Origin of the sequence: Phocaeicola acetigenes, assembly GCF_027529745.1 — a bacterium.
Taxonomy (GTDB): domain Bacteria; phylum Bacteroidota; class Bacteroidia; order Bacteroidales; family Bacteroidaceae; genus Phocaeicola; species Phocaeicola acetigenes.
On record NZ_JAPZVM010000004.1, the window covers coordinates 150,664 to 173,818 of the forward strand.

At 46.1% G+C, this 23,155-nt stretch carries 17 protein-coding genes; 13 read left to right on the forward strand and 4 right to left on the reverse strand.

The features are described from left to right. Positions 1–15: 15 nt before the first annotated feature. Genes O6P32_RS07025 through O6P32_RS07040 form a run of 4 tightly spaced genes read left to right on the forward strand, consistent with a single transcriptional unit; the run spans position 16 to position 5,189 of the window. Complete coding sequence (locus tag O6P32_RS07025; RefSeq protein WP_269877669.1) at positions 16–1,527, forward strand: RagB/SusD family nutrient uptake outer membrane protein; 1,512 nt, start codon at positions 16–18, stop codon at positions 1,525–1,527. A gap of 26 nt (positions 1,528–1,553) precedes the next feature. Next, a complete protein-coding gene (locus O6P32_RS07030; RefSeq protein WP_269877670.1) occupies positions 1,554–2,450 on the forward strand; it encodes a DUF4843 domain-containing protein in 897 nt (298 codons plus the stop codon). A 21-nt stretch (positions 2,451–2,471) separates the two neighbouring features. Next, on the forward strand, positions 2,472–4,082 hold the full coding sequence (locus tag O6P32_RS07035) for a PKD-like family lipoprotein (protein ID WP_269877671.1): 1,611 nt from the start codon (positions 2,472–2,474) through the stop codon (positions 4,080–4,082). A gap of 27 nt (positions 4,083–4,109) precedes the next feature. Then, a complete protein-coding gene (locus O6P32_RS07040; RefSeq protein WP_269877672.1) occupies positions 4,110–5,189 on the forward strand; it encodes a thioredoxin family protein in 1,080 nt (359 codons plus the stop codon). Between the two features lie 132 nt (positions 5,190–5,321). On the opposite strand, the gene O6P32_RS07045 is transcribed toward O6P32_RS07040, so the two are convergent. Further along, complete coding sequence (locus O6P32_RS07045) at positions 5,322–5,597, reverse strand: putative quinol monooxygenase (protein ID WP_269877673.1); 276 nt, start codon at positions 5,595–5,597, stop codon at positions 5,322–5,324. 137 nt (positions 5,598–5,734) lie between these two features. Then, positions 5,735–7,120, reverse strand: coding sequence for a threonine/serine exporter family protein (locus O6P32_RS07050; protein ID WP_178266732.1), 1,386 nt, complete (start codon positions 7,118–7,120; stop codon positions 5,735–5,737). Between the two features lie 85 nt (positions 7,121–7,205). Between O6P32_RS07050 and O6P32_RS07055 the strand changes: the two genes are divergently transcribed. The 7 genes from O6P32_RS07055 (at position 7,206) to O6P32_RS07085 (ending at position 17,843) form a co-directional block, all read left to right on the forward strand. Next, a complete protein-coding gene (locus tag O6P32_RS07055; protein ID WP_178266723.1) occupies positions 7,206–7,514 on the forward strand; it encodes a nitrous oxide-stimulated promoter family protein in 309 nt (102 codons plus the stop codon). A 223-nt stretch (positions 7,515–7,737) separates the two neighbouring features. Next, positions 7,738–8,916: an efflux RND transporter periplasmic adaptor subunit gene (locus O6P32_RS07060; RefSeq protein WP_178266722.1), complete on the forward strand. Its 1,179-nt coding sequence runs from the start codon at positions 7,738–7,740 to the stop codon at positions 8,914–8,916. Positions 8,917–8,952: 36 nt separating this feature from the next. Continuing rightward, the gene (locus tag O6P32_RS07065; protein ID WP_269877674.1) at positions 8,953–12,063 is read left to right on the forward strand and encodes an efflux RND transporter permease subunit; all 3,111 of its coding nucleotides are present in this window, start codon (positions 8,953–8,955) and stop codon (positions 12,061–12,063) included. A 12-nt stretch (positions 12,064–12,075) separates the two neighbouring features. Beyond that, a complete protein-coding gene (locus O6P32_RS07070) occupies positions 12,076–13,485 on the forward strand; it encodes an efflux transporter outer membrane subunit (RefSeq protein ID WP_269877675.1) in 1,410 nt (469 codons plus the stop codon). Between the two features lie 192 nt (positions 13,486–13,677). Continuing rightward, entirely contained in the window at positions 13,678–14,886 is a 1,209-nt protein-coding gene (locus tag O6P32_RS07075; RefSeq protein ID WP_178266719.1) for an L-serine ammonia-lyase, read from the forward strand. 67 nt (positions 14,887–14,953) lie between these two features. Further along, complete coding sequence (locus O6P32_RS07080; RefSeq protein ID WP_178266718.1) at positions 14,954–15,307, forward strand: hypothetical protein; 354 nt, start codon at positions 14,954–14,956, stop codon at positions 15,305–15,307. A gap of 265 nt (positions 15,308–15,572) precedes the next feature. Continuing rightward, positions 15,573–17,843 carry a TonB-dependent receptor gene (locus O6P32_RS07085; protein WP_408636054.1) on the forward strand — a complete coding sequence of 757 codons (2,271 nt, stop codon included), beginning with the start codon at positions 15,573–15,575 and terminating at the stop codon, positions 17,841–17,843. Here the strand turns inward: O6P32_RS07085 and O6P32_RS07090 are convergent. Then, positions 17,833–18,072 (reverse strand): hypothetical protein, encoded by a 240-nt coding sequence (locus tag O6P32_RS07090; RefSeq protein WP_269877678.1) that lies wholly within the window; start codon positions 18,070–18,072, stop codon positions 17,833–17,835. The genes O6P32_RS07085 and O6P32_RS07090 overlap by 11 nt on opposite strands. A gap of 157 nt (positions 18,073–18,229) precedes the next feature. On the opposite strand from O6P32_RS07090, the gene O6P32_RS07095 reads away from it, so the two are divergent. Next, positions 18,230–20,434, forward strand: a complete 2,205-nt coding sequence (locus O6P32_RS07095) for a sodium-translocating pyrophosphatase (RefSeq protein WP_269877679.1) — start codon at positions 18,230–18,232, stop codon at positions 20,432–20,434. A 6-nt stretch (positions 20,435–20,440) separates the two neighbouring features. On the opposite strand, the gene O6P32_RS07100 is transcribed toward O6P32_RS07095, so the two are convergent. Further along, entirely contained in the window at positions 20,441–21,682 is a 1,242-nt protein-coding gene (locus O6P32_RS07100) for a BamA/TamA family outer membrane protein (RefSeq protein ID WP_408636052.1), read from the reverse strand. Between the two features lie 164 nt (positions 21,683–21,846). Between O6P32_RS07100 and pepT the strand changes: the two genes are divergently transcribed. Further along, the gene (gene pepT, locus O6P32_RS07105; RefSeq protein WP_269877681.1) at positions 21,847–23,073 is read left to right on the forward strand and encodes a peptidase T; all 1,227 of its coding nucleotides are present in this window, start codon (positions 21,847–21,849) and stop codon (positions 23,071–23,073) included. Positions 23,074–23,155: the final 82 nt, after the last annotated feature.

Consider the following 23,155-nt stretch of genomic DNA (forward strand, 5'->3'; position numbering starts at 1 on the left):
TAAAATTATTACATTATGAAAATAAAAAAATATCTGACCAGATTCATGCTTGTTTGTTGCATGGGAATCGCCACTTCTTCTTGCGCCGAATGGTTGAAAGTTGATATGGAAGATGGTATTATGGAAGATGCATTATATCAAGAAAACGAAGGATTCCTGACTGTACTCAACGGAGCTTACAGCAGCTTAAATGAGGTGTATGGAAGCATCTGGTCGATGGGGCCGCTTGATGTAATGGCTCAATATTACAATGTACCGGCCAACGGTACTCATCCGTATAAAGTATATGCAAGCTACAGCTATACTGACGCTACATTTGAAAGTACATCTGGTAGCATATGGACCAGACTGTATCAGATAATCGCCAACCTGAACGTCCTGATTGATCACTGCGACAGAGAAGGTAGTGCCATCTCGCCGAGATATTATCCTTTCGTAAAAGGAGAAGCACTGGCTATGAGAGCCATGCTCCACTTCGATTTGCTGAGATTCTACGGACCGATCTATTCATCACAGACAGAATCGACTCCGGCAATCCCTTATCTGGATATCCCGAACAACAAGGATATGGTGGCTATATCTTCGGCCAAGGAAGTATGCGAAAAGGTATTGAAAGACCTGAAAGAAGCAGAAAAGCTGCTGAATGAAGACCCTATCAGAGAAGAAGGAACAATGGCTTCGGATTCGGAAATACCTAATGAATCGAATGATTTGAGATACAGACAGTACAGACTGAACTACTATGCGGTACAAGGATTACTCACTCGTCTGTATATGTGGATGGGCAACAAGACAGAAGCCTACAATTGTGCAACAACATTGCTTAAAGAAGTAACAGAAAAAGAAACATTCCCATGGGTTACCAAAAGTGCAGCCACTTCTGTAAGTGCTCCGGACAGACTCTTCTCTACCGAAGTAATGTTCGCACTGTACAATACCAGCCGCGATAATCTGTACGACGCTCTTTACGGACAAAGCCTGGAAGGTAATGCACTGACTTTCGTAGGTGGTCTTTCGGGAGAAAACTCAAAACTGGAATCGTTCTACGGTAAAAACAGTTCAAGCGACTACAGACGAAAGATGTGGGAAGAAGTGGTAATTACCGGCGACGACGATGACGAAGGTGCTGCTACCGAAAGTACCGGTATCACCTACTTCCTGAAATATGAAAAAGTGAGCACTGATTCACACTTCAGATACATGATTCCACTGATGAGAATAAGCGAAATCTATCTGACAGTAGCCGAATGCAGCAACGACTTGGAGGAAGTGGCAGACTGTCTGCATCAGATAAGATGGAACAGAAACCTGACACAGGACGAAGATGTGACAGAAGAAAACAAAATGCGTCTTATCACCGAAGAATTTGCACGTGAAGTCATCGGAGAAGGACAGTTGTTCTATTTCTACAAGAGAAATGCTATGACGGACTTCCCGTCGGGTACAGAAGCAAACGGTACTTATAAGATGTTGCCGTCATCGTATGTGGTACCATTGCCGAAAGTAGAAACAGATAACAGACAATAACAAACACTTGATAATAATTGATGAGTATGAAAAAAATAAAATATTGCACATATGCCCTGATGGCTATGATGGGACTTTCGTCCTGTGAAAAGGAAATCATGAGTTATGAGGGAGTGGATGGACTGTATTTTGACGTTCGCTGGGGATCGGCAGAAAGAGACCCGGAAACACAATGGGGACATCAGTCGTATACTCCGGTGGAATTTGGAAATATGACAGAAGAGTCGTATACTGTGCAACTGAGAGTGAGAACAAGCGGAACTGCCAAGGATTATGACAGACCGTTCTCTATCATCATCGGCAAGGATAGTACCAACGCAATAGCAGGTGAAGATTATGTAGAATTTGCAAAAGATTACGTGATAAAGGCAGGAGAACAGTTTGCTTACATCGATGTAACCATCAACCGTACTGAAAGAATGCAGAACGATACAGTTGCATTGCAGCTCAGACTGATTCCGAACGAATACTTCACTTGTCCGTTTACCAACTACGAGGATAATCCGGTATTCGATGCTCCGGAAAAACGCTATGGATATAACCCCGATGCAACCGTTCACAAAATTGTGGCATGCGACGTGATGGCAAAACCGGAAGGATGGTGGGGAGACTTTACCGGTAGCGGCGGTGGACCGTTCGGTAAATACTCAAGAACCAAATGGCTGCTGATGATGGAAGTAACCAATACGACTGTAGAAGATTATGCTTCACGTATCGGAACCAATCCTACCATGCCGATGGCTCGTGCCAACGCCATCAGTGAAACTTTTGCCAACTATTTGCTGGAAGAAGCCAAAAAAGGACGGGAACATGCAATCTTGGACGAGGATAATACCATGATGTGGTGCAGCTACGTAAACACCATCGATCCGAATGCATGGAAAGAGTTTGATACTCCGGATGATTATTATAAAGGTGAATAATTAACCTAATATCTGACATTTATGAAATTTAAATATATCTATTTGACAATACTTGCAGGAGGGTTGAGCCTGAATGCCTGTGTAGACGACAAAGGTTCATACGATCGCTTGCCTGTAAATGAGCTAACTGTAGAAGGAGTAGAAACAGAATACTCTGTGTTGGCCGGTATCACAGAGTTGGAGATTAATCCGACAATCAAGGGAAGTGTACTGGGAGAAGATGAAAGCCAGTATAAATATACCTGGTATATCTGTCAAAGTACCATTATCAACAACGATCATACACATACAGTATTAGGTAATGAAAAGAACCTGAAAACTGTAGTGGTAGCCAATCCGGGAACCTACAAGCTGTATCTGGAAATTACCGATGCATCGACAGGAATTGAATGGGTAGCTTCTGAATCTTCACTGACCGTAACCACTTCGCTCACCACCGGATTTTATCTGTTTGGCGACGATGCAAACGGTAATGTAGCCATGGATTTCCTCAGTATGCCGGACAGTGAAGGCGATACTGCAGTCATCCATAATATCTTTACCAATTCGGCACAGCTGAAGGGAGCCGAAGATCTGATGTACACCGGATATACTTACGCTTCAAGTGCTATCATCAACTTGTGGGCTGTCACAGAATCGGGTTCCTATAAACTGGAAAACTCTATTCAGGATAAGACCATCTTCGATATAGACAAGAATTATAACGAATCGTATACCTTCCCTTCCGGTTTGATACAGCACCCTGTAAAAGTATTGGAACAGTTCCCGCAACAGTATGTATATGGCTATGCAGCCAAATATTCGGACAGAGGTTTTATCACAGAAGACGGTGTATTTATCGCTTCCATCATGCTGGGCGAAGTGTTTGCCAGCCCTGTAAACCGATACTCACTGTCGAGCACCAAACTGTTCAAGCCTTATCCGAAGGCATTCTACTACTGGGACGGATCGTCAACCAACACTTCATTAAAAGCAATCGTACTGTATGATATGGATGCAAACTGCTTCGTAACAGTAGAAAAAACCGGTAGTTCTTACAGCAGTATCTTTACCGAAAAGAACTGTAAGAAGCTGGTCGATCAGGGTGGAGCATTCCCATGGAATCAGGACAAACGTACTATTGTATACGGAGAGAACAACTGGGCCAACAGCTATGCACTGATGAAGAGTACAGAAAACAATACCGACTTCTATATCTACAAAATGCTGGTTAGAGATCCGGTGAACCCGACAAAGGTAGGAGGATACTCACTGACTACCACAGAGGCACCCGAACTGGACAAGGCGAAGTTCATATCATTCTCTCCGGAATATCCTATCATGATTTATGCTACCGACCGGACTTTCTATAAATACAACTATGAAACGAAGAAAGCAGATGTCGTGAAAACTTATGACGGAGAAATCACTTATGCTGCATTCGACTGGCGTTCAAGAGGACAGCTTGATATCGTAATTTGTACCTACGATGCAAGTGCAGAAGAAGATAAGAGAGGTACCATCTATAAGTATGAATTGGGACAGACACTGGAAATCACTCCTATCATGACAGGTAGAGCGCTCGACAAAGAGTTTGTATACAATACTCCACTTAAAGTAAAGAAGGTGGAATACAGAAACAGTACACGATAAGTAAAAACATCATTATTTTATTGATTCATGAAAAAAACAATAATAGCCCTTGCATTGGGAATGGTTGGATTTGTGCCTCTTATGGCACAAACCAACTTCAGACACATAAGTTTTGAAGAAGCCGTAAAACAGGCTAAAGCAGAAAAAAGACTTTTGTTTGTCGACTTTTATACAGACTGGTGCGGTCCATGCAGAAAAATGGCTCAGGAGGTTTTCCCACAAAAGAAAGTCGGAGATTTCTTCAACGAGCAGTTTGTATGCATTAAGCTGAACGCAGAAAAAGAAGGAAAGGAATTGGCAAAACGTTACAGCGTAAAGGTCTACCCTACTTTTCTGGTAATAGATGATAAAGAGCAGGTAAAAGCAACCATTACCGGAGCTGCATCGGGAGAAGCCTTTATCGAGAAAGTGAAAAAGGAGCTGAACCCGGAACTGACACCGGAACGTATGAAAGAAAGATACGACAAGGGAGAAAGAACACCGGAACTGATTAATGCGTATGCCATGTCGCTTCTGGAGAAAAAGAAAATGAAAGAGGGCTTCGAAGTCATAAACGGCTATTTCGCATCGCTGACCGACAAGCAGAAACTGGCTAAGGAAAACTTCTTCCTGTATACACTTTACACCACTAACGTACGGGATGAAAAGGCTGAATATTTGCTTGCACACGTGAATGAATGTAAAGGAGAAACCAGACAGGAGGCTCTGAAGGTGTTGCAGAAGCTGTATTATTCGGAACTGCTTTCTTATCTTTCCGGACATTACTTTGCGAGCAAACAGTATAACCAGGAAGCGTATCAGGAAGTAAAAAACACCATCCTGTCGCTGAAACTGGACAAAGAATATCCTTTCCAGCCGTTGTTCGACATTGTGGAATGTTACGCCAAAGGGGACATGAGAGCACACTTCGAACTGGTAAAGAGTAAAAAGAAAGAAATGGCTGAAAAAGATTTCGAACTGATTCTGCTCAATGTAACCCGCCTTTATCCGAACTCTCCGGAACTGATTCCGGATGTAATCAGCTATATACGTAGCAGTCTTCCAGAGTTAAAAGCGGCAAACATCATGATGATGGGACAGATTCTGATGCAACTGGAAAAGAAATAATTCCCTCATATCCGCAAAATCAATAAAAAACGCGACTTGTATCAACGGGCAACGCGACTTGTATCGATAAGCAACGATACAAGTATCGCAAGCCTCCGATACAAGTCGCGTTTTTTGTATCAATAGATAAAATCAGAATTCAAACTTTTCGAGTTTCATGGCTGCAAGCTCCTGTATCTTTGGAACCAATGTGGTAAAATGAGTTGCCTGTTCGTGTGCAGATAAAGAAGCGGCATCTTTCCATGTTTCGCAAATCATCAACACATCTGCGCGGGTAGCACTTTCAAACAAGTCGTATGCTACACAACCATTATCCTGCAAAGATGCAACAACCAATTCTTTGGCCAAAGCTACTACAGCTTCGCGATTCTGTTTTTCTACCTGAATAAATACGTTCAATCGAATCATAACTAACTATCTGTTTTAAATTGTTATACATAAAAGGACATCAGCCCTCAAAAAAAAGCCACTGAAAGAAAAACGGAGATTTACATGAAATGTTCATATAAACCTCCGTATTTTCATTTATATACAATAAAATGCGTTTACCATTCTATAAACTTACCTCTTGCCTTACGTTCTTTGAGCAGTTCTGCCAGACGTTTGTTTTTGGAAGAAGCAATGTACTTACGACCGAAGATATTCGGAATGGCTACTCCCAAGGCAATGACCATAATGACGAGACCGGAATTGACACCGCTCTCGATGGCTTTCATCAGTGGAGTTACCTGATCGATAGACTGTACATTGATATTGATGATACCAAACAGCATACGGTACATCAATACTCCCGGAATCATCGGGATAACCGAAGGGATGGTAAGTACGTGGTTAGGTACATGGAACCAGTGTACGGCTTTCACGGCAATAAGGCTCACCAGTACCGAACCTGAGAAAGAACCGATAACCAGACCCATATCCAAACCGATATTGTCTGTGCTGGCACCCAGATTGACAAAGTTACGGGTACATACCGCAATGATACCACCAATTGCTACTACCCACAACAAACGGCGCTGGATGTTGAAAATCATCGAGAAGCCCATTGCCGAGATTGCAGCTGCAATGGCATATTCCCAATAAGCATGGTGAGGCACCATACTGATAGTCGGGAAGAAGTCGGCAATGTGACACAGTTTCACTGCAAAGGCAATACCGAATGCCATCGCCGCTACCATCAGAAGGGTATTGACAGCTCGTACAATACCTACCTGTATATAATTGTCGAGCATATCGTCGACAAAGTTAATCAAAGGAACACCCGGTACGATGAACAGGGCACAAGCCAACAGCGGGTGCCACGGAGTAGTGGTCCACTCTGCCGGAAGCAATGTAGATGCCCACGCCAGAATAGTAGATACAAAGGCAGCAATCGCAATACCCATATAATGATTCAAACCGGACTCGTTGCATTTGGCACGCACACGCATACCGATAATGGCTGCAATGGAAGCATAAAGGAAAGCCATCCAGTCGCAACCGAACTGAATACAGAATCCACCGCAGGCAAAACCGGCACCGATGGCTACCTGCCAGGGAGTATAATTACGCTTCTTGGTACGGATTTTCTCCAATTCTTCTTCGTAACGGTCGAGTGAATAATCTTCCTCAATGGCACGCCATGAAAGTTTGCTGACTTCGGAAATAGCAGTCATATTCACCCCATGAGTTTCAATACGCTGGAATTTGGTAAACGAATAATCGCCATCGCTTACGTTTACCATCAGCATGGTGTAACTGACATTGATATGGAGCTTCTCTTCAGGGATACCCAAATAAGCGGCTGTACGCTTCATGTTTCTGACTATACGGTTGGTATCGGCCAAACTTTCCACCAAAAGTTTTCCCGTACGCAACAATAGATCCACTCTACGATGCAACAGCTGATCGTGAGCCTTTACAGTTGTCTCTAAATGTTCCTCTAATATCATTTTGTTATAAAGATTTTTTCGGGGTGCAAAGTTAAGAAAAATATCTTTAAAATCAGTACCTTTGCACCCCGAAGTTAAAAAAACGATGAAGAAAGTATCGAGAATAGAACAAGAGAAACAGACGGTAAGGCAGATGATACATTTCTACTGCCGGCACAAGGAAGGAAACAAAGAACTCTGTGCAGCGTGCAGTGAGCTGCTGGAATATGCGCTGGCACGTCTATCGAAATGTCCTTTTGGAGAAGAAAAGAAAACCTGCCGTTTGTGTAAAATCCACTGCTACAGCCCGAAAATGAAGGAACGTATCTGCGAGGTAATGAGATATGCCGGGCCACGCATGATGATTTACCATCCCATTACCGCATTGAAACATTTATGGAGAGAACTTGACTGAAAAATAATTACACAGAAACAAATTGAACTAAACTTCCAGACTCACCATTATTCACAAATTGAGGATTTTTTCTACAAAACCAATCTACACTCTTCTACAGAAGAAGGAGATTGAAGAGATTTACCACATTGATTTTCAACATTCAAATAAAATCTGTATCTTTGGCATATATATTGCCCATAACCACATAGTGGCATCTAAAACAACAAAAACTTAAATGATTATGAGACGTTTTTTGACAAAGAAGGACTTAAAGATTAAAAGGAAACAAACTATTTACACAGGGATAGGTATTCTGATTATCATTGCGTTGTATCTTTTCCTGACCCGCGAAAAGAAACCTGTACCCGAAGCACCGGTAGTTTGCGTAACACCAACACAGCAGCAGGATGTGGAAATTTATGGGGAATATGTAGGACGAATCAGAGCACAGCAGTTTGTAGAAGTACGCGCCCGTGTAGAAGGGTTCCTTGAACAGATGTTGTTTGCGGAAGGTACTTATGTAAAACGGAATCAGGTGCTGTTTGTCATCAACCAGGACCAGTACCGTGCCAAAGCGGATAAGGTAAGGGCACAATTGAAAAAGGATGAAGCACAGGCGCATAAGGCAAAACGCGACCTGGATCGTATCCGTCCGCTATATGAACAGAATGCAGCCAGCCAGCTCGACCTCGACAACGCAGTGGCTGCTTACGAAACAGCGGTAGCCAGTGTAGGCATGAGCCAAGCCGACCTGGATCAGGCAGAACAGGAACTGGGATATACCATTGTACGCTCTCCTATCTCAGGTCAGATCAGTGAACGTCATGTCGACTTGGGTACACTGGTGGGTGGCAGCGGTAAATCGCTTCTGGCAACAATCGTAAAAAGTGATACAATCTTAGTAGACTTCAGTATGACTGCACTGGATTATCTTAAGGGTAAAGAACGTAACGTCACTCTGGGACAAAAAGACTCTACCCGCTCATGGCAACCTACCGTTACCATTACTTTGCCAGACAACAGCGTATATAAATATAAAGGACTGGTGGACTTCGCCGCACCTCAGGTAAACCCGAAAACAGGAACATTCTCCGTTCGTGCCGAACTGGCCAACCCGGATCACGTGTTGCTGCCCGGACAGTTTACAAAAGTAAAGGTATTGCTCGACGTACGTAAAAATGCAACGGTTGTTCCACAGAAAGCTTTGATTATAGAAAAGGGTGGCGCTCATATCTTTGTAATGAGAAAAGACTCGACTGTAGAAAGACGCTTCATCGAACTGGGACCTGAATTCCAGAACAATGTAGTGGTAGAACGTGGTCTGTCGGCCGGAGAAATCATCGTAAGCGAAGGATTCCACAAACTGACTCCAGGCATGAAGGTACGAATTGGAAAACCAGCAGCCGAAACACAAGAGTAAAGCGGATTTAGTAAGAACCCTTAAAAACAAACATTCATGAAAGTCAGCTTTTTCATCGACAGACCGGTATTCTCGGCTGTCGTCTCCATATTAATTGTCATTGTGGGTATCATCGGTCTGATGATGCTTCCAATCGACCAATATCCCCAGATTACCCCTCCGGTGGTAAAAATCAGCGCTTCGTATCCGGGTGCCAGTGCCGTAACCGTTTCGCAAGCGGTGGCTACTCCTATCGAACAGGAGTTGAACGGTACTCCGGGAATGATTTACATGGAATCGAACAGCTCCAACTCCGGAGGTTTCTCGGCAACTGTTACATTTGATATTTCTGCCGACCCGGATCTGGCGGCTGTGGAAATACAGAACCGTATCAAACTGGCGGAGTCCCGACTTCCGGCAGAAGTGATACAGAATGGTATCAGCGTAGAAAAACAGGCTCCAAGCCAGTTGATGACCATCTGTCTGACCTCGGACGATCCGAAGTTTGATGAAATCTACCTTAGTAACTTTGCTACACTGAACGTAATCGACCTGTTGAGACGTATTCCGGGAGTAGGTAGAATCTCGAACGTGGGTGGACGTTACTATGCCATGCAAATCTGGGTAGATCCGGCCAAACTGGCCAATTTCGGACTGACCGTACAAGATGTCCAGAATGCCCTGAAAGACCAGAACAGAGAATCGGCAGCCGGTGTATTGGGACAGCAGCCTGTCACAGGACTGGATATCACCATTCCTATCACCGCACAGGGACGTCTGTCTACTGCCGGACAATTTGAAGAAATTGTACTGAGAGCCAATCCGGACGGATCGCTTATCCGCCTGAGAGACGTAGCAAGAATTTCGCTGGAAGCTGCATCGTATAATACCGAAAGTGGTATCAACGGAGGAAATGCAGCCGTACTGGGTATCTATATGCTTCCGGGAGCCAACGCTATGGAAGTCGCAGAAAATGTGAAAAAGGAAATGGAGAATATCAGCCGGAACTTTCCGGAAGGACTGGAATACAACATTCCGTTCGATATGACTGATTACATTTCCCAGTCTATCCACGAAGTATACAAGACCTTGTTCGAGGCACTTGTGCTGGTTATCATTGTGGTATACTTGTCACTGCAAAGCTGGCGGGCCACTCTGATTCCGGTAGTAGCCGTACCGATTTCTTTGATTGGTACATTCGGATTCATGCTGATATTCGGGTTCTCACTGAATATGCTGACGCTTTTAGGACTGGTACTGGCCATCGGTATTGTGGTGGACGACGCCATTGTGGTGGTAGAAAATGTGGAACGAATCATGGAAGAGGAGAAACTCAGTCCGTACGAAGCGACCAAGAAAGCCATGGAAGGCCTGGTAGGAGCAGTCATTGCTACCTCACTGGTACTGGCTGCGGTGTTTGTGCCGGTTAGCTTCCTGTCGGGTATTACCGGTCAGCTGTACAGACAGTTTACCGTGACCATCGTAGTATCCGTACTTCTGTCTACGGTAGTAGCCTTGACGCTGAGTCCTGTAATGTGTTCATTGATTCTGAAACCGGAAGATCCCAACAAACCCAAGAACCGGGTGTTCCGTGCCATAAACAACTGGCTGAACATCGGAAACAACCATTACGTAAAATGGATTAGCCAGACTGTCAAGCACCCACGCCGTGTAATCGTAGGATTCGGTATGGTACTCATTATGATATTTGTATTCCACAGACTGACTCCGACCAGTTTCTTGCCGATTGAGGACCAGGGATACTTTACCGTAGAGCTGGAACTGCCGGAAAGCAGTACACTGGAAAGAACACGCGAAGTAACCGACCGTGCCATCGACTTTCTGATGAAGGAACCGGGTGTAGCCTATGTACAGAATGTGACTGGTAGCAGTCCGCGTGTCGGTACCAACCAGGCAAGAAGCCAGCTGACAGTCATCCTGAAGGAATGGGAAGACCGGGACAAAATCACCATCGACGAAATTATGGACCGCGTACGCAAAGAGTTCAAAGAGTATCCCGAATGTAAGGTCTATCTTTCTACCCCGCCGGTAATCCCCGGACTGGGTACATCGGGAGGTTTTGAAATGCAGCTCGAAGCACGTGGAGACGCTACTTTCGACGACCTCGTGGCAGCAACAGATACACTGATGTATTACGCATCGCAATGGAAAGAAATAGCCGGACTCTCGTCTTCACTGCAGGCAGAGATACCTCAGCTTTATTTCGATGTAGATCGCGATAAGGTGAAACTGACCGGAGTACCGATGGCAGATGTATTCTCTACCATGAAAGCTTATACCGGTTCGGTTTATGTAAACGACTTCAACATGTTCAACCGTATTTACCGTGTTTATATACAGGCTGAAGCTCCTTACCGTGCACACAGAGACAACATCGGACTCTACTTTGTACGCGGAGGAGACGGGGATATGATTCCGCTGACTTCTTTGGGAACAACCAGCTATACTACCGGACCGGGAAGCATCAAGCGCTTCAACATGTTCAACTCTGCCGTAATACAGGGTACAGCAGCCAACGGAGCCAGCTCCGGACAGGTAATGGAAAAACTGGAACAGCTTGCACGAGAAAAACTGCCCGACAACATCGGAGTAGAATGGAGTGGTCTTTCTTATCAGGAAAAGAAAGCAGGAGGACAGACAGGTATCATCCTTACCCTGGTATTTATCTTCGTATTCCTGTTCCTTGCAGCACTGTATGAAAGTTGGACCGTGCCTGTAGCCGTACTGATATCATTGCCGGTAGCCGTATTGGGAGCATACGCCGGTGTAGCACTCTGCGGACTGGAGAATGATACTTATTTCCAGATTGGTCTGGTCATGTTGATTGGTCTGGCTGCCAAGAACGCCATCCTGATTGTAGAATTTGCCAAAGACGAAGTAGACAAAGGAAGAGGGCTCATCGAATCGGCCTTACATGCAGCCCAGTTGCGTTTCCGCCCTATCCTGATGACCTCACTGGCCTTTATCCTCGGAATGATTCCGATGGTTATTGCAAGCGGTCCGGGTTCGGCAAGCCGTCAGGCAATCGGTACCGGTGTATTCTTCGGAATGCTTGTAGCCGTAACCATTGGTATCGTATTGGTTCCGTTCTTCTTTGTAATGATTTACAAGGCTACCAACAAACTGAAAGCAAAAAAAGCTAACTAATTCGGACGACTCATGAAAAAAACGAACTATATATATCTGGTTTTATGCACACTGACAGCTACCCTATTCCTGGGAAGCTGCCAGTTGGGAAAGCACTACACACGCCCTAAACTCAACCTGCCGGAGACCTTGGACAGCACCAGCGTAGACTCCACATCGCTCGGTGATTACTCGTGGGAGGAAATGTACACAGATACCACTCTGCAGACACTCATCCGCAAAACGCTTACCTACAACAAAGACATGCTGATTGCAGCAGCCCGGGTAAAGGAACTGGCTGCCATGAAACGCATTGACTATGCCAATATGTTTCCGGCTGTAGGAGTTAAGGCTTATGGAGAAAAAGAAGGTGAAAACTATGGAGGAGACCATTACAAATCGAGCAACGAGTTCGACCTGAAAATCGGGGCAACTTGGGAACTTGACTTGTGGGGCAAACTGCGTTGGAACAGAGATAAAAGTCTGGCCGAATTCATGGGTTCCATCGAAAACCAGCGTGCACTGAAAATGACGCTCATCGCGCAGGTGGCACAGGCTTATTTCGAACTGGTGGCATTGGACAACGAGCTCTCAATTGTACGAAAGACCGTAGATGCACGTCGGGAAAGTTTACATCTGGCCCGTATCAGATACGAAGGTGGTCTGACTTCGGAAACTGCATTCCGTCAGGCACAGGTAGAGTTGGCCCGTACAGCCACTCTGGTTCCCGATTTGGAACGGAAAATAGCATTGAAAGAAAACGAAATTGCCTTCCTAAGCGGCGATTATCCTCACCACATCCAGCGCTCTATTCTTCCTGAAGAAGTAATGTTCACCAACAGCCTTCCGGTAGGCCTTCCTTCTACCTTACTGGAAAGAAGACCGGATGTACGCCAGGCAGAACAGGCACTGATTGCAGCCAATGCTTCTGTAGGAGCAGCCTTTACCAACCTGTTCCCGACTATCTCGCTGACAGCTTCTTACGGTGCTGAAAGTGCAGAGCTGAAAGACTTGCTGAAGTCGCCTTATCACCTGCTTTCGGTAAATATTCTGCAGCCCATCTTCGCCATGGGAAAGAACCGGGCCATGCTGAAAGCCAAGAAAGCAGCCTGCGAACAGGCAGCCTATGCCTACGAAAAAGCAGTGCTCAATGCATTTAAAGACGCCTACAATGCAATCGTTGAGTTCAACAAGATAAAAGAAGTATACGAAACCCGTCTGCGTCTGGAACAGGCTTCAAAAAGTGCCCTCGACCTGGCTCAGTTGCAGTATATCAACGGAGTAATCGGATATATGGACTTGCTGGACGCACAGCGTGGATATCTGGACGCACAGATCAGTCTAAGCAATGCCATCCGCGACAAGCAGATTACCATGATCAACTTGTATAAAGCTTTAGGCGGAGGCTGGAAAGAAAGCAACACTTCTCAACAGCCTATGTAAACTGACAATCTCCTTAATAACGTCTTATAAAAAGTGAAATGGCATCTTTCATTCTCTGAAAGATGCCATTTTTACATCCCCCTTCCCCCTTCTCTCTCCCACTCTTCCCAACTATCCTTTTTTTCCTTTTTTCTACACTCATATTCCCTGTTACGGCGAATTATATATTCAGTTTTTTATTACCTTTGCAGCATGAAATCAATCAGAGAATTATACCGCATCGGTACAGGTCCGTCGAGCAGTCACACGATGGGACCTCGTAAAGCCGCAGAACAGTTTCTGGCCAAACATCCCGAAGCTGCTTCCTTTCAAGTAACCCTTTACGGAAGCCTTGCAGCTACAGGCAAAGGGCACATGACAGATGTTGCCATCCTCGATACCATGGAGCCACATGCCCCGGTAGAGATTTTATGGAAACCGCACATCTTCTTCCCTTTCCATCCGAACGGTATGACCTTCAAATCGCTGGATGCATCGAAGAAAGTAACCGACGAATGGACTGTATTCAGTGTAGGAGGAGGAGCTTTGGCAGAAGAAGGACACGACCGTACAGCTACCCCCGAAGTGTATTCGATGGGTACCATGAGCCAGATTCTGTACTGGTGCGAACACACCGGAAGAAGCTACTGGGAATATGTAGAGCAATGCGAAGGTAAAGAAATATGGGACTATCTGGCAGAAGTCTGGGAAACCATGAAAGAAGCCATCCACCGCGGACTCGACGCGGAAGGTGTACTGCCTGGTCCGTTGAATCTCCGCCGTAAGGCATCGTCCTACTACATACGTTCCAAAGGCTATAAAGACTCGTTACGTTCCAGAGGAATGGTCTTCGCCTATGCACTGGCTGTAAGCGAAGAAAATGCATCGGGAGGAAAGATTGTAACAGCTCCTACTTGCGGAGCATGCGGAGTGGTTCCGGCCGTTCTATATCACCTGCAGAAGAGCCGCGATTTCAGCGACGCACGTATTCTCCGTGCACTGGCTACAGCCGGTCTGGTAGGAAACATCGTGAAGCACAATGCTTCCATCTCCGGAGCAGAAGCCGGATGTCAGGCCGAAGTGGGAGTAGCCTGCTCCATGGCCTCAGCCGCAGCGAGCCAATTGTTCGGAGGCAGTCCGGCACAGATAGAATATGCAGCCGAAATGGGACTGGAACATCACCTGGGCATGACGTGCGACCCGGTATGCGGACTGGTACAGATTCCGTGTATCGAACGAAATGCCTATGCCGCAGCACGTGCACTGGATGCCAATATCTATTCGGCTTTCACAGACGGACATCACCGTGTATCCTTCGACAAGGTAGTAGAAGTCATGAAACAGACCGGACACGACCTTCCTTCCCTGTACAAGGAAACCAGCGAAGGCGGACTGGCCAAAAACTACCAGCAAATGGACTGATGCCGCAAGGTCTCAAATATTTTTTAAACAATACAAGACATCTGCACCTTGCAGAGTATAGCAACCAATGAGTGGTAAAAAGAAAATAAACTCAATTATCCGTCTGTTTCTTCCCCTACTGTTTGTATTTTATTTAGGGGGAATCATGATGTTTACCCATAGCCATGTGGTAAACGGGGTAATTGTGGTCCACTCACACCCGGGTAAAGCAGAACATACCCATACTGCCGGACAGTTGGAAACCATTTTCTTCCTGTCTCATTTCTTCACTTCGGGAGAGGTACTTCCATCTTATCCGCTCCCACTATACCTGTGCCTTTGCTTCACTTTACTGATACCGGCCTTGCCGCGTAAGCAGTACCGTCTTCACAGCAAGGGCATCCGTCTGCGTGCTCCGCCCTCTTGTTGGTTTACTGCATAAAACAGACAAGTAAAAAACATCCTTACACATTTTATCCCTGCACGTTCTATCCTCTCCCCTGAGATGTATAGAACCTGATACTTGCATACACCCTGCACGTGTATGAGAGCGTGTGTACCCGTATTTCATTTTACAAAACCGGACAAACGCCCTCAGCACACTTTCATGCCGTATGCACGAAAGGGAAGATTGTGTACGGACAAAAACAGGAACCAATTTTATAATTACAAAAGAAATGAAAACTTTATATACATTCGTTTTAGGAATCATATTCACCTTGATTCCCTGTACTTTATATGCATATAATCCGGAAGGATCGGATGCCAACTTATTAGGACACGTAGTAGACAAGCATACACAGGAACATCTGTCGTTCATCAATATCTCACTGAAAGGAACTACCATCGGAACCGTGACCGACGAAACCGGACACTATTTCCTCAAGAATCTGCCGGAAGGGGATTTTACCGTAGAAGTCCGCTCGGTAGGCTATAAGACCGTAACCAAAAACGTTCATCTGAAAAAGGGTAAAACCGTAGAGATAAACTTCGAAATAGAAGAAGACATGATTGCCCTAGACGGTGTAGTGGTATCGGCCAACCGCAACGAAACGACCCGCCGACTGGCTCCTACACTGGTCAACGTAATGGACATGAAGGTGTTCGAAAACACCAACTCCAGCTGTCTGGCACAGGGCCTCAACTTCCAACCGGGTGTACGTGTAGAAAATAACTGCCAGAACTGCGGCTTCCAGCAGGTACGTATCAACGGTCTGGACGGTCCTTATACACAGATTCTCATCGACTCACGCCCTATCTTCAGTGCCTTGTCGGGAGTATACGGACTGGAACAGATTCCTGCCAACATGATTGAGCGTGTAGAAGTAATGCGCGGAGGAGGTTCTGCCTTGTTCGGTTCTTCAGCCATTGCCGGAACCATCAACATCATCACCAAAGAACCTACACACAACTCCGGACAGTTCTCGCATACCCTTACCGGTATTGGCGGTACTACTGTATTCGAAAACAATACTACACTGAATGCATCGCTGGTGACAGACAATCATAAGGCGGGACTTTACGTATTCGGACAGAACAGAGAACGTAGCGGTTATGATGCCGACGGTGATGGTTTTACCGAACTGCCGGAACTGAATAACCAGACCCTGGGGTTCCGTTCGTTCCTCAAGACCAGTACGTATACCAAGCTGACTTTCGAATACCATCATCTGCAGGAATACAGAAGAGGAGGTAATCTGCTGGAACGTCCTGCCCACGAAGCAGACATTGCCGAACAGACCAAACACAGCATCAATACCGGAAGTGTGAAGTTCGACTATTTCTCGCCCAATGAAAAACAGCGTCTGAGCATCTATGCATCGGCACAGCACATCAACCGCGACAGCTACTATGGCGGGAACCAGGACCTCAATGCCTATGGTTCTACTACCGACCTCACCTGGGTGGCAGGTGCACAATACAACTACAACTTCGACCGATGCCTGTTCATGCCGGCCGAATTTACCGGAGGTATCGAGTACAACGAAGACAAGCTGCACGACGAAATGTGGGGATACAACCGCTATACAGACCAGCGAGTGGGCATTGCCAGCGCGTTCTTCCAGAACGAATGGAAAAACAAGAAATGGGGATTCCTCATCGGAGGACGTCTCGACAAGCATAATCTGATGAATCATATCATCTTCAGTCCGAGAGCAAACCTCCGTTTCAACCCGACAGAAAACCTGAACTTCCGTGCCAGCTACTCATTCGGTTTCCGTGCGCCTCAGGCTTTCGATGAAGACCTGCACATTGCCAATGTAGGAGGTACCGTTTCGATGATTCAGTTGGCCAAAGATCTGACCGAAGAGAAATCGCAGAGTGTAAGCCTGTCTGCCGACATGTATCACCGCTGGGGAGACTGGCAAGGAAACTTGCTGATAGAGGGTTTCTACACCTCTCTGTCTGACGTATTTGCATTGAGACAACTGGGCACCATCGACGGTATCCTGATAAACGAACGCTACAACGAAAGTGGTGCTCAAGTATACGGCATGACCGTAGAAGGCAAGTTGGCTTACCGCAGTCTGCTACAATTCCAGGCCGGTGTCACCTTACAGCAAGCAGAATACAAGGAAGCACGAAACTGGAGCGACGACGCCGATCTCCCGCTGGAGAAACGTATGTTCCGCACTCCGAACCTTTACGGATACTTCACGCTGACTTACAATCCGGTGAAACCGCTTACCTTAGCTTTGTCGGGCACTTATACCGGTTCCATGCTGGTAGAGCACCGTGCCGGATACATCGAAAAAGACCGTACGGAAAAAACTCCGTCGTTCATGGAAGTGAACTTCAAGGCTGGTTACGAGTTTAATCTGTACAAGAATATCAACCTGCAGATTAATGCAGGTGTACAGAATCTCTTCAATGCATACCAGAAGGATTTCGACCAAGGTAAAGACCGTGACTCGGGCTACATCTACGGACCGGGAATGCCGCGCTCTTACTTTGCCGGAGTAAAACTCAGTTACTAACCCCGAAGTCTGTACAGTATCTGCACAAAGCCGTACAGGCAAAAAGGAAACCATAATCAGACCAGTCTGATTGTACAGTCACAAAAGAGGCTGTATCGGAAAACGAGAAAGCGATTTCCTCACTTCTCCTTCCCGGTACAGCCTCTTTTTCTGTCCTCTCTCCTGCCACTTCTACCCCCGTTTTACGCGACTTGTATCGTTGCCTGTCGATACTTGTATCGTAAGCCAACGGTAATAGTATCGTGAGCTCACGATACAAGTCGCGTAAAACGGAGAAAAATCAAAACCGCCTGCATCCGATAAAAAGAACAATAAAACCAAGTTTTTACACCTTCCATTTCGCTGAAAATCCATATATTTAGGCATAACTTTTAAATCGGATCAACATGGAAACATACCTCTTTTGGATTGTACCGGCTGCCTCGCTTCTGGCACTGGTACTGGCCGGTTATTTCTACCGGCAGATGATGCAGGAAAGCGAAGGTACTCCCGCCATGCAAAAAATAGCTTCACATGTGCGCAAAGGCGCCATGTCGTATCTGAAACAGCAATATAAAGTCGTGGCATGGGTATTCGCGGTACTGGTAGTGCTCTTTGCCGTCATGGCCTACGGATTCAATCTGCAAAATTCCTGGGTTCCGGTAGCCTTTCTTACCGGTGGATTTTTCTCCGGTCTGGCTGGTTATCTGGGTATGAAGACTGCCACTTATGCCTCTGCACGTACAGCTAATGCTGCACGAAGCTCACTCAACAAAGGGCTGCGCATTGCGTTCCGAAGCGGGGCTGTCATGGGACTGGTGGTAGTAGGACTGGGACTGCTCGACATTTCTTTCTGGTATCTCTTGCTGGATCACTGCGTTCCGGAAGATATGATGAATCCGACTTCGAAACTCTGCATGATTACCACAACCATGCTTACTTTTGGTATGGGAGCTTCTACTCAGGCTCTCTTCGCCCGCGTAGGAGGAGGCATCTATACCAAAGCAGCCGATGTAGGAGCCGACCTGGTTGGTAAAGTAGAAGCCGGCATTCCGGAAGACGACCCGCGAAACCCGGCAACCATTGCCGACAATGTGGGTGACAACGTGGGCGATGTGGCTGGTATGGGAGCCGACCTGTACGAGTCGTATTGCGGTTCCATTCTGGCTACGGCAGCACTAGGTGCGGCAGCTTTTATCGGTTCAGGAAATACGGATATGCAGTTTAAGGCTGTCATTGCACCGATGCTTATTGCCGCAGTGGGGATTCTGCTTTCCATCATCGGTATCTTTACGGTACGTACCCGGGAAGGGGAAAATATGAAAGAACTGTTACAGGCACTTTCACGCGGTACGAATCTGAGTTCCCTACTGATTGTAGCTGCTACTTTCGGAATCTTATGGTTGCTGAATATCACCAACTGGCAATACATCGCATGGGCAGTGGTAGTAGGACTGGCAGTAGGTATCATCATCGGACGCTCTACCGAGTATTATACTTCGCAATCGTATAAGCCCACACGGAAACTCTCCGAAAGCGGAAAGACAGGACCGGCGACTGTCATCATCTCGGGTATCGGACTGGGAATGATTTCCACTACCATTCCGGTAATCGCTGTAGTTGCGGGCATCATTCTATCTTACTGGCTGGCCTCCGGATTCGACCTTTCGAACATCAGCATGGGACTCTACGGAATCGGAATTGCAGCTGTAGGTATGCTGTCTACACTGGGAATCACACTGGCAACAGATGCCTATGGTCCGATTGCCGATAATGCCGGAGGTAATGCGGAAATGTGTGAACTGGGAGAAGAAGTGCGCAAACGCACCGATGCACTCGACTCGTTAGGAAATACGACAGCTGCCACAGGAAAAGGATTTGCCATCGGTTCTGCTGCACTGACCGGACTGGCTCTGCTGGCTTCGTATATTGAGGAAATACGTATCGGACTGGAACGCTTGGGAAATACCGTACTTCAGTTGCCCGGCGGAGAAAGTGTCCCTCTGCATAAAGCCAGTTTTACAGACTTCATGATATATTACGACGTGACACTGATGAATCCGAAGGTACTTTCGGGCATGTTCATAGGCAGTATGATGGCCTTCCTGTTCTGCGGACTGACCATGAATGCCGTAGGACGTGCAGCAGCCCACATGGTGGAAGAGGTACGCCGGCAGTTCCGTGAGATAAAGGGCATATTGGAAGGAAAAGCCGAGCCCGACTATGCCCGGTGTGTAGCCATTTCCACACAGGGAGCACAAAAGGAAATGTTGTTTCCGTCGTTGCTGGCTATCATTGCCCCTATCCTCACCGGACTAATCTTCGGAGTTCCGGGAGTAATTGGCTTGCTGACCGGCGGCCTGTCGTCCGGTTTCGTACTGGCCATCTTCATGGCAAATGCAGGGGGAGCCTGGGACAATGCAAAGAAATATGTAGAAGAAGGAAACTTCGGTGGCAAGGGAAGTGAGGTACACCGTGCCACCGTAGTTGGGGATACCGTAGGCGATCCGTTTAAAGACACCTCCGGTCCCAGTCTGAATATTCTTATCAAACTGATGAGTATGGTGGCCATTGTCATGGCCGGACTCACCGTATCGTGGTCGCTGTTCTAAACAGAATCAGAACGCCTCTGTCATGTTAAAGTAGAACAGATTCTGCCGGTTCACAAAGTTACGTCCGTAATCCAGACGCACATTCATACGGGGCTGCACTTCAATACGCAGCCCCAGTCCGGCATTAGGCAATACTCCTTCTATCTTCGCCGGAGTAGGTCCCATGAAACCGCATCCTCCCCAGGCCACAAATCCCAGACGGTAAATCAGTTTCTTAAACCAGTTGCTGCGGTCGGTATTAAACATATGACGGTATTCGGCCATCACTACATGCGAAGATTTATCGCGATACTGTCCCATATAGTATCCGCGCAAATCGAACGGTGTTCCGCTCAATACATATTTATTTAATGGTATATGAGAACCTAACACATGCTTGGTCTGAGCCGTCCAGGCAATTACCCTACGTTCTCCCACACTCTTGTACTGTCGATAATCCAGCTCGAAGCGGTAAAAGTTCTCGTCACTTCCCAACCATTTCTGATACATCAACCCCCTGAAATCCACATAAACACCTTTATAAGGATTGGCCGGTACATCGCGGGTATCGTATGTCAGCAGGAAACCCAGACCCGAACTGAAACTGGTATATCCATTGGCATTACCTCCGGCTGCCGCAAAATCTTCCTGTGTAGCCAGGTGTTTGGCCGGATCGGTAATCTTATCATAGTTCAAATCAATTTGTGGTCCTAAAAACACATTGCTGTCCTTTATACGAAACAGGAACCAGGGATTGAACTGTATTCCGCTATAACGGTACTGACTGGTAGAATCACTTCGCTCGTAGTTTTTATTGGTGCTGTATCCTACCCCGTAGAAATTTTCCTGCGTATTTTTATAACTGAATTGTCCGAATATACGGAACTTGTCGTCTTTGAAAAACAGCTGTGGCTTTACCATTATATTCAATCCTCCATTGAACATAAAAGCCATAGCTACCGGCAACACTGAACGACGCATGGTGGTGTCTTTCGGATTTAAACGGAAAGTCATCAAGGCACTTCCCCCTACCAGCAGACCGAAGTCGGGAGTATAGCTGGGACCACCTAATATATTATAATGTAGATTCCGCTGACTCTTTTTCAGTTTTCGTGCCTCTTTCTTGCTCATCAAAGAATCTTTTTGCAAGGTTTCCTGAAGAACTTTGGTAGGCTGAATAATATCTACAAACTGAATACTGTCTTGTGTCTGTGCAACTCCTCTGAGCAGATTCAGACACAATAAGAGGAATATAATTATTTTTTTCATACAATACTGTTAAAATACGGCTGCAAAGTTACAAAACTCCTTCCGATTAACTTAGACTATTTGTAAGACTTTGTGGTCTTGTATATCTTTTTAACGAATATATCCTTGTCTGTTCAATCTCGAATTGCTACCTTTACCTCATCTAAATTTAACAATTTAAAGATATGACTATCACAGAACGCTTTTTAAAGTATGTAGCTTTCGACACACAATCCGACGAAACCACCGAAGTAACACCCAGTACTTCCAAACAGATGGTTTTTGCACAATATCTGAAAACAGAACTCGAAGCACTTGGACTGGAGGAAATCAGTCTCGATGACAACGGATATCTGTTCGCCACATTACCGGCCAATACGACACGTAACATCCCAGTTATCGGATTCATTGCACATATGGATACCAGTCCGGACATGTCGGGAGCCAATGTAAAACCACGCATCGTATCTGCTTACGACGGTACAGACATTCCTTTGTGTGCAGAAGAAAACATTATCCTGTCGCCCCGCCAGTTCCCTGAACTGCTGGATCACAAGGGAGAAGACCTTATCGTAACCGACGGACACACCCTGCTGGGAGCCGACGACAAAGCCGGTATTGCTGAAATCATTTCTGCCATCGCTTATCTGAAAGAGCATCCGGAAATAGAACACGGAAAAATCCGTATCGGATTCAATCCGGATGAAGAAATCGGTCTGGGAGCACACAAGTTCGATGTAGAAAAGTTCGGATGTAAATGGGCTTATACCATGGACGGAGGAGAAGTGGGAGAACTGGAGTTTGAAAACTTCAATGCCGCTGCTGCCAAAGTACATGTAAAAGGACGTAACGTACATCCGGGATATGCCAAAAACAAAATGATCAACTCGCAACTGGTGGCTCATGAATTCATCTCCATGCTGCCTGCCAACGAAACTCCAGCTACTACCGAAGGTTATGAAGGTTTCTATCACCTGATTGGTATGGAGGGGGAAGTAGAATCGTCTACCCTTTCTTACATCATCCGTGATCATGACCGTCAGAAATTCGAAGCACGGAAAGCTTTCATGCAGGAGTGTGCTGCAAAACTGAACGAAAAATATGGCAATGACACAGTTTGTGTGGAACTGAAAGATCAGTATTACAACATGCGCCAGCAAGTGGAACCGCTGATGCATATCATCGATATTGCTTTTGCTGCCATGCAGGAAGCTGGAGTAGAGCCTAAAGTAAAAGCAATTCGCGGAGGTACAGACGGAGCACAGCTGTCGTTCAAAGGACTGCCTTGCCCCAATATCTTTGCCGGAGGACTGAACTTCCACGGACGTTATGAATTTGTTCCTATCCAGTCGATGGAAAAGGCCATGAACGTAATCGTCAAGATTGCCGAACTGACTGCCAAAAGATATTAATCAAGACAACAACTCATTATCATATTCACGTGGGCCAACGGTATTATTCTCGATGGCTCACGTGATTTGTATATACCCTCCC

What these genes read in the sequence shown, in the direction of transcription:
- O6P32_RS07070 (WP_269877675.1), top strand. Translation starts at nt 12,076, where the DNA reads ATGAAAAAAACGAACTATATATATCTGGTTTTATGCACACTGACAGCT.
- O6P32_RS07045 (WP_269877673.1), bottom strand. Translation starts at nt 5,597, where the DNA reads ATGATTCGATTGAACGTATTTATTCAGGTAGAAAAACAGAATCGCGAA.
- O6P32_RS07100 (WP_408636052.1), bottom strand. Translation starts at nt 21,682, where the DNA reads ATGAAAAAAATAATTATATTCCTCTTATTGTGTCTGAATCTGCTCAGA.
- O6P32_RS07065 (WP_269877674.1), top strand. Translation starts at nt 8,953, where the DNA reads ATGAAAGTCAGCTTTTTCATCGACAGACCGGTATTCTCGGCTGTCGTC.
- O6P32_RS07095 (WP_269877679.1), top strand. Translation starts at nt 18,230, where the DNA reads ATGGAAACATACCTCTTTTGGATTGTACCGGCTGCCTCGCTTCTGGCA.
- O6P32_RS07040 (WP_269877672.1), top strand. Translation starts at nt 4,110, where the DNA reads ATGAAAAAAACAATAATAGCCCTTGCATTGGGAATGGTTGGATTTGTG.
- O6P32_RS07075 (WP_178266719.1), top strand. Translation starts at nt 13,678, where the DNA reads ATGAAATCAATCAGAGAATTATACCGCATCGGTACAGGTCCGTCGAGC.
- O6P32_RS07025 (WP_269877669.1), top strand. Translation starts at nt 16, where the DNA reads ATGAAAATAAAAAAATATCTGACCAGATTCATGCTTGTTTGTTGCATG.
- O6P32_RS07050 (WP_178266732.1), bottom strand. Translation starts at nt 7,120, where the DNA reads ATGATATTAGAGGAACATTTAGAGACAACTGTAAAGGCTCACGATCAG.
- O6P32_RS07060 (WP_178266722.1), top strand. Translation starts at nt 7,738, where the DNA reads ATGAGACGTTTTTTGACAAAGAAGGACTTAAAGATTAAAAGGAAACAA.
- O6P32_RS07055 (WP_178266723.1), top strand. Translation starts at nt 7,206, where the DNA reads ATGAAGAAAGTATCGAGAATAGAACAAGAGAAACAGACGGTAAGGCAG.
- O6P32_RS07035 (WP_269877671.1), top strand. Translation starts at nt 2,472, where the DNA reads ATGAAATTTAAATATATCTATTTGACAATACTTGCAGGAGGGTTGAGC.
- O6P32_RS07030 (WP_269877670.1), top strand. Translation starts at nt 1,554, where the DNA reads ATGAAAAAAATAAAATATTGCACATATGCCCTGATGGCTATGATGGGA.
- O6P32_RS07080 (WP_178266718.1), top strand. Translation starts at nt 14,954, where the DNA reads ATGAGTGGTAAAAAGAAAATAAACTCAATTATCCGTCTGTTTCTTCCC.
- pepT (WP_269877681.1), top strand. Translation starts at nt 21,847, where the DNA reads ATGACTATCACAGAACGCTTTTTAAAGTATGTAGCTTTCGACACACAA.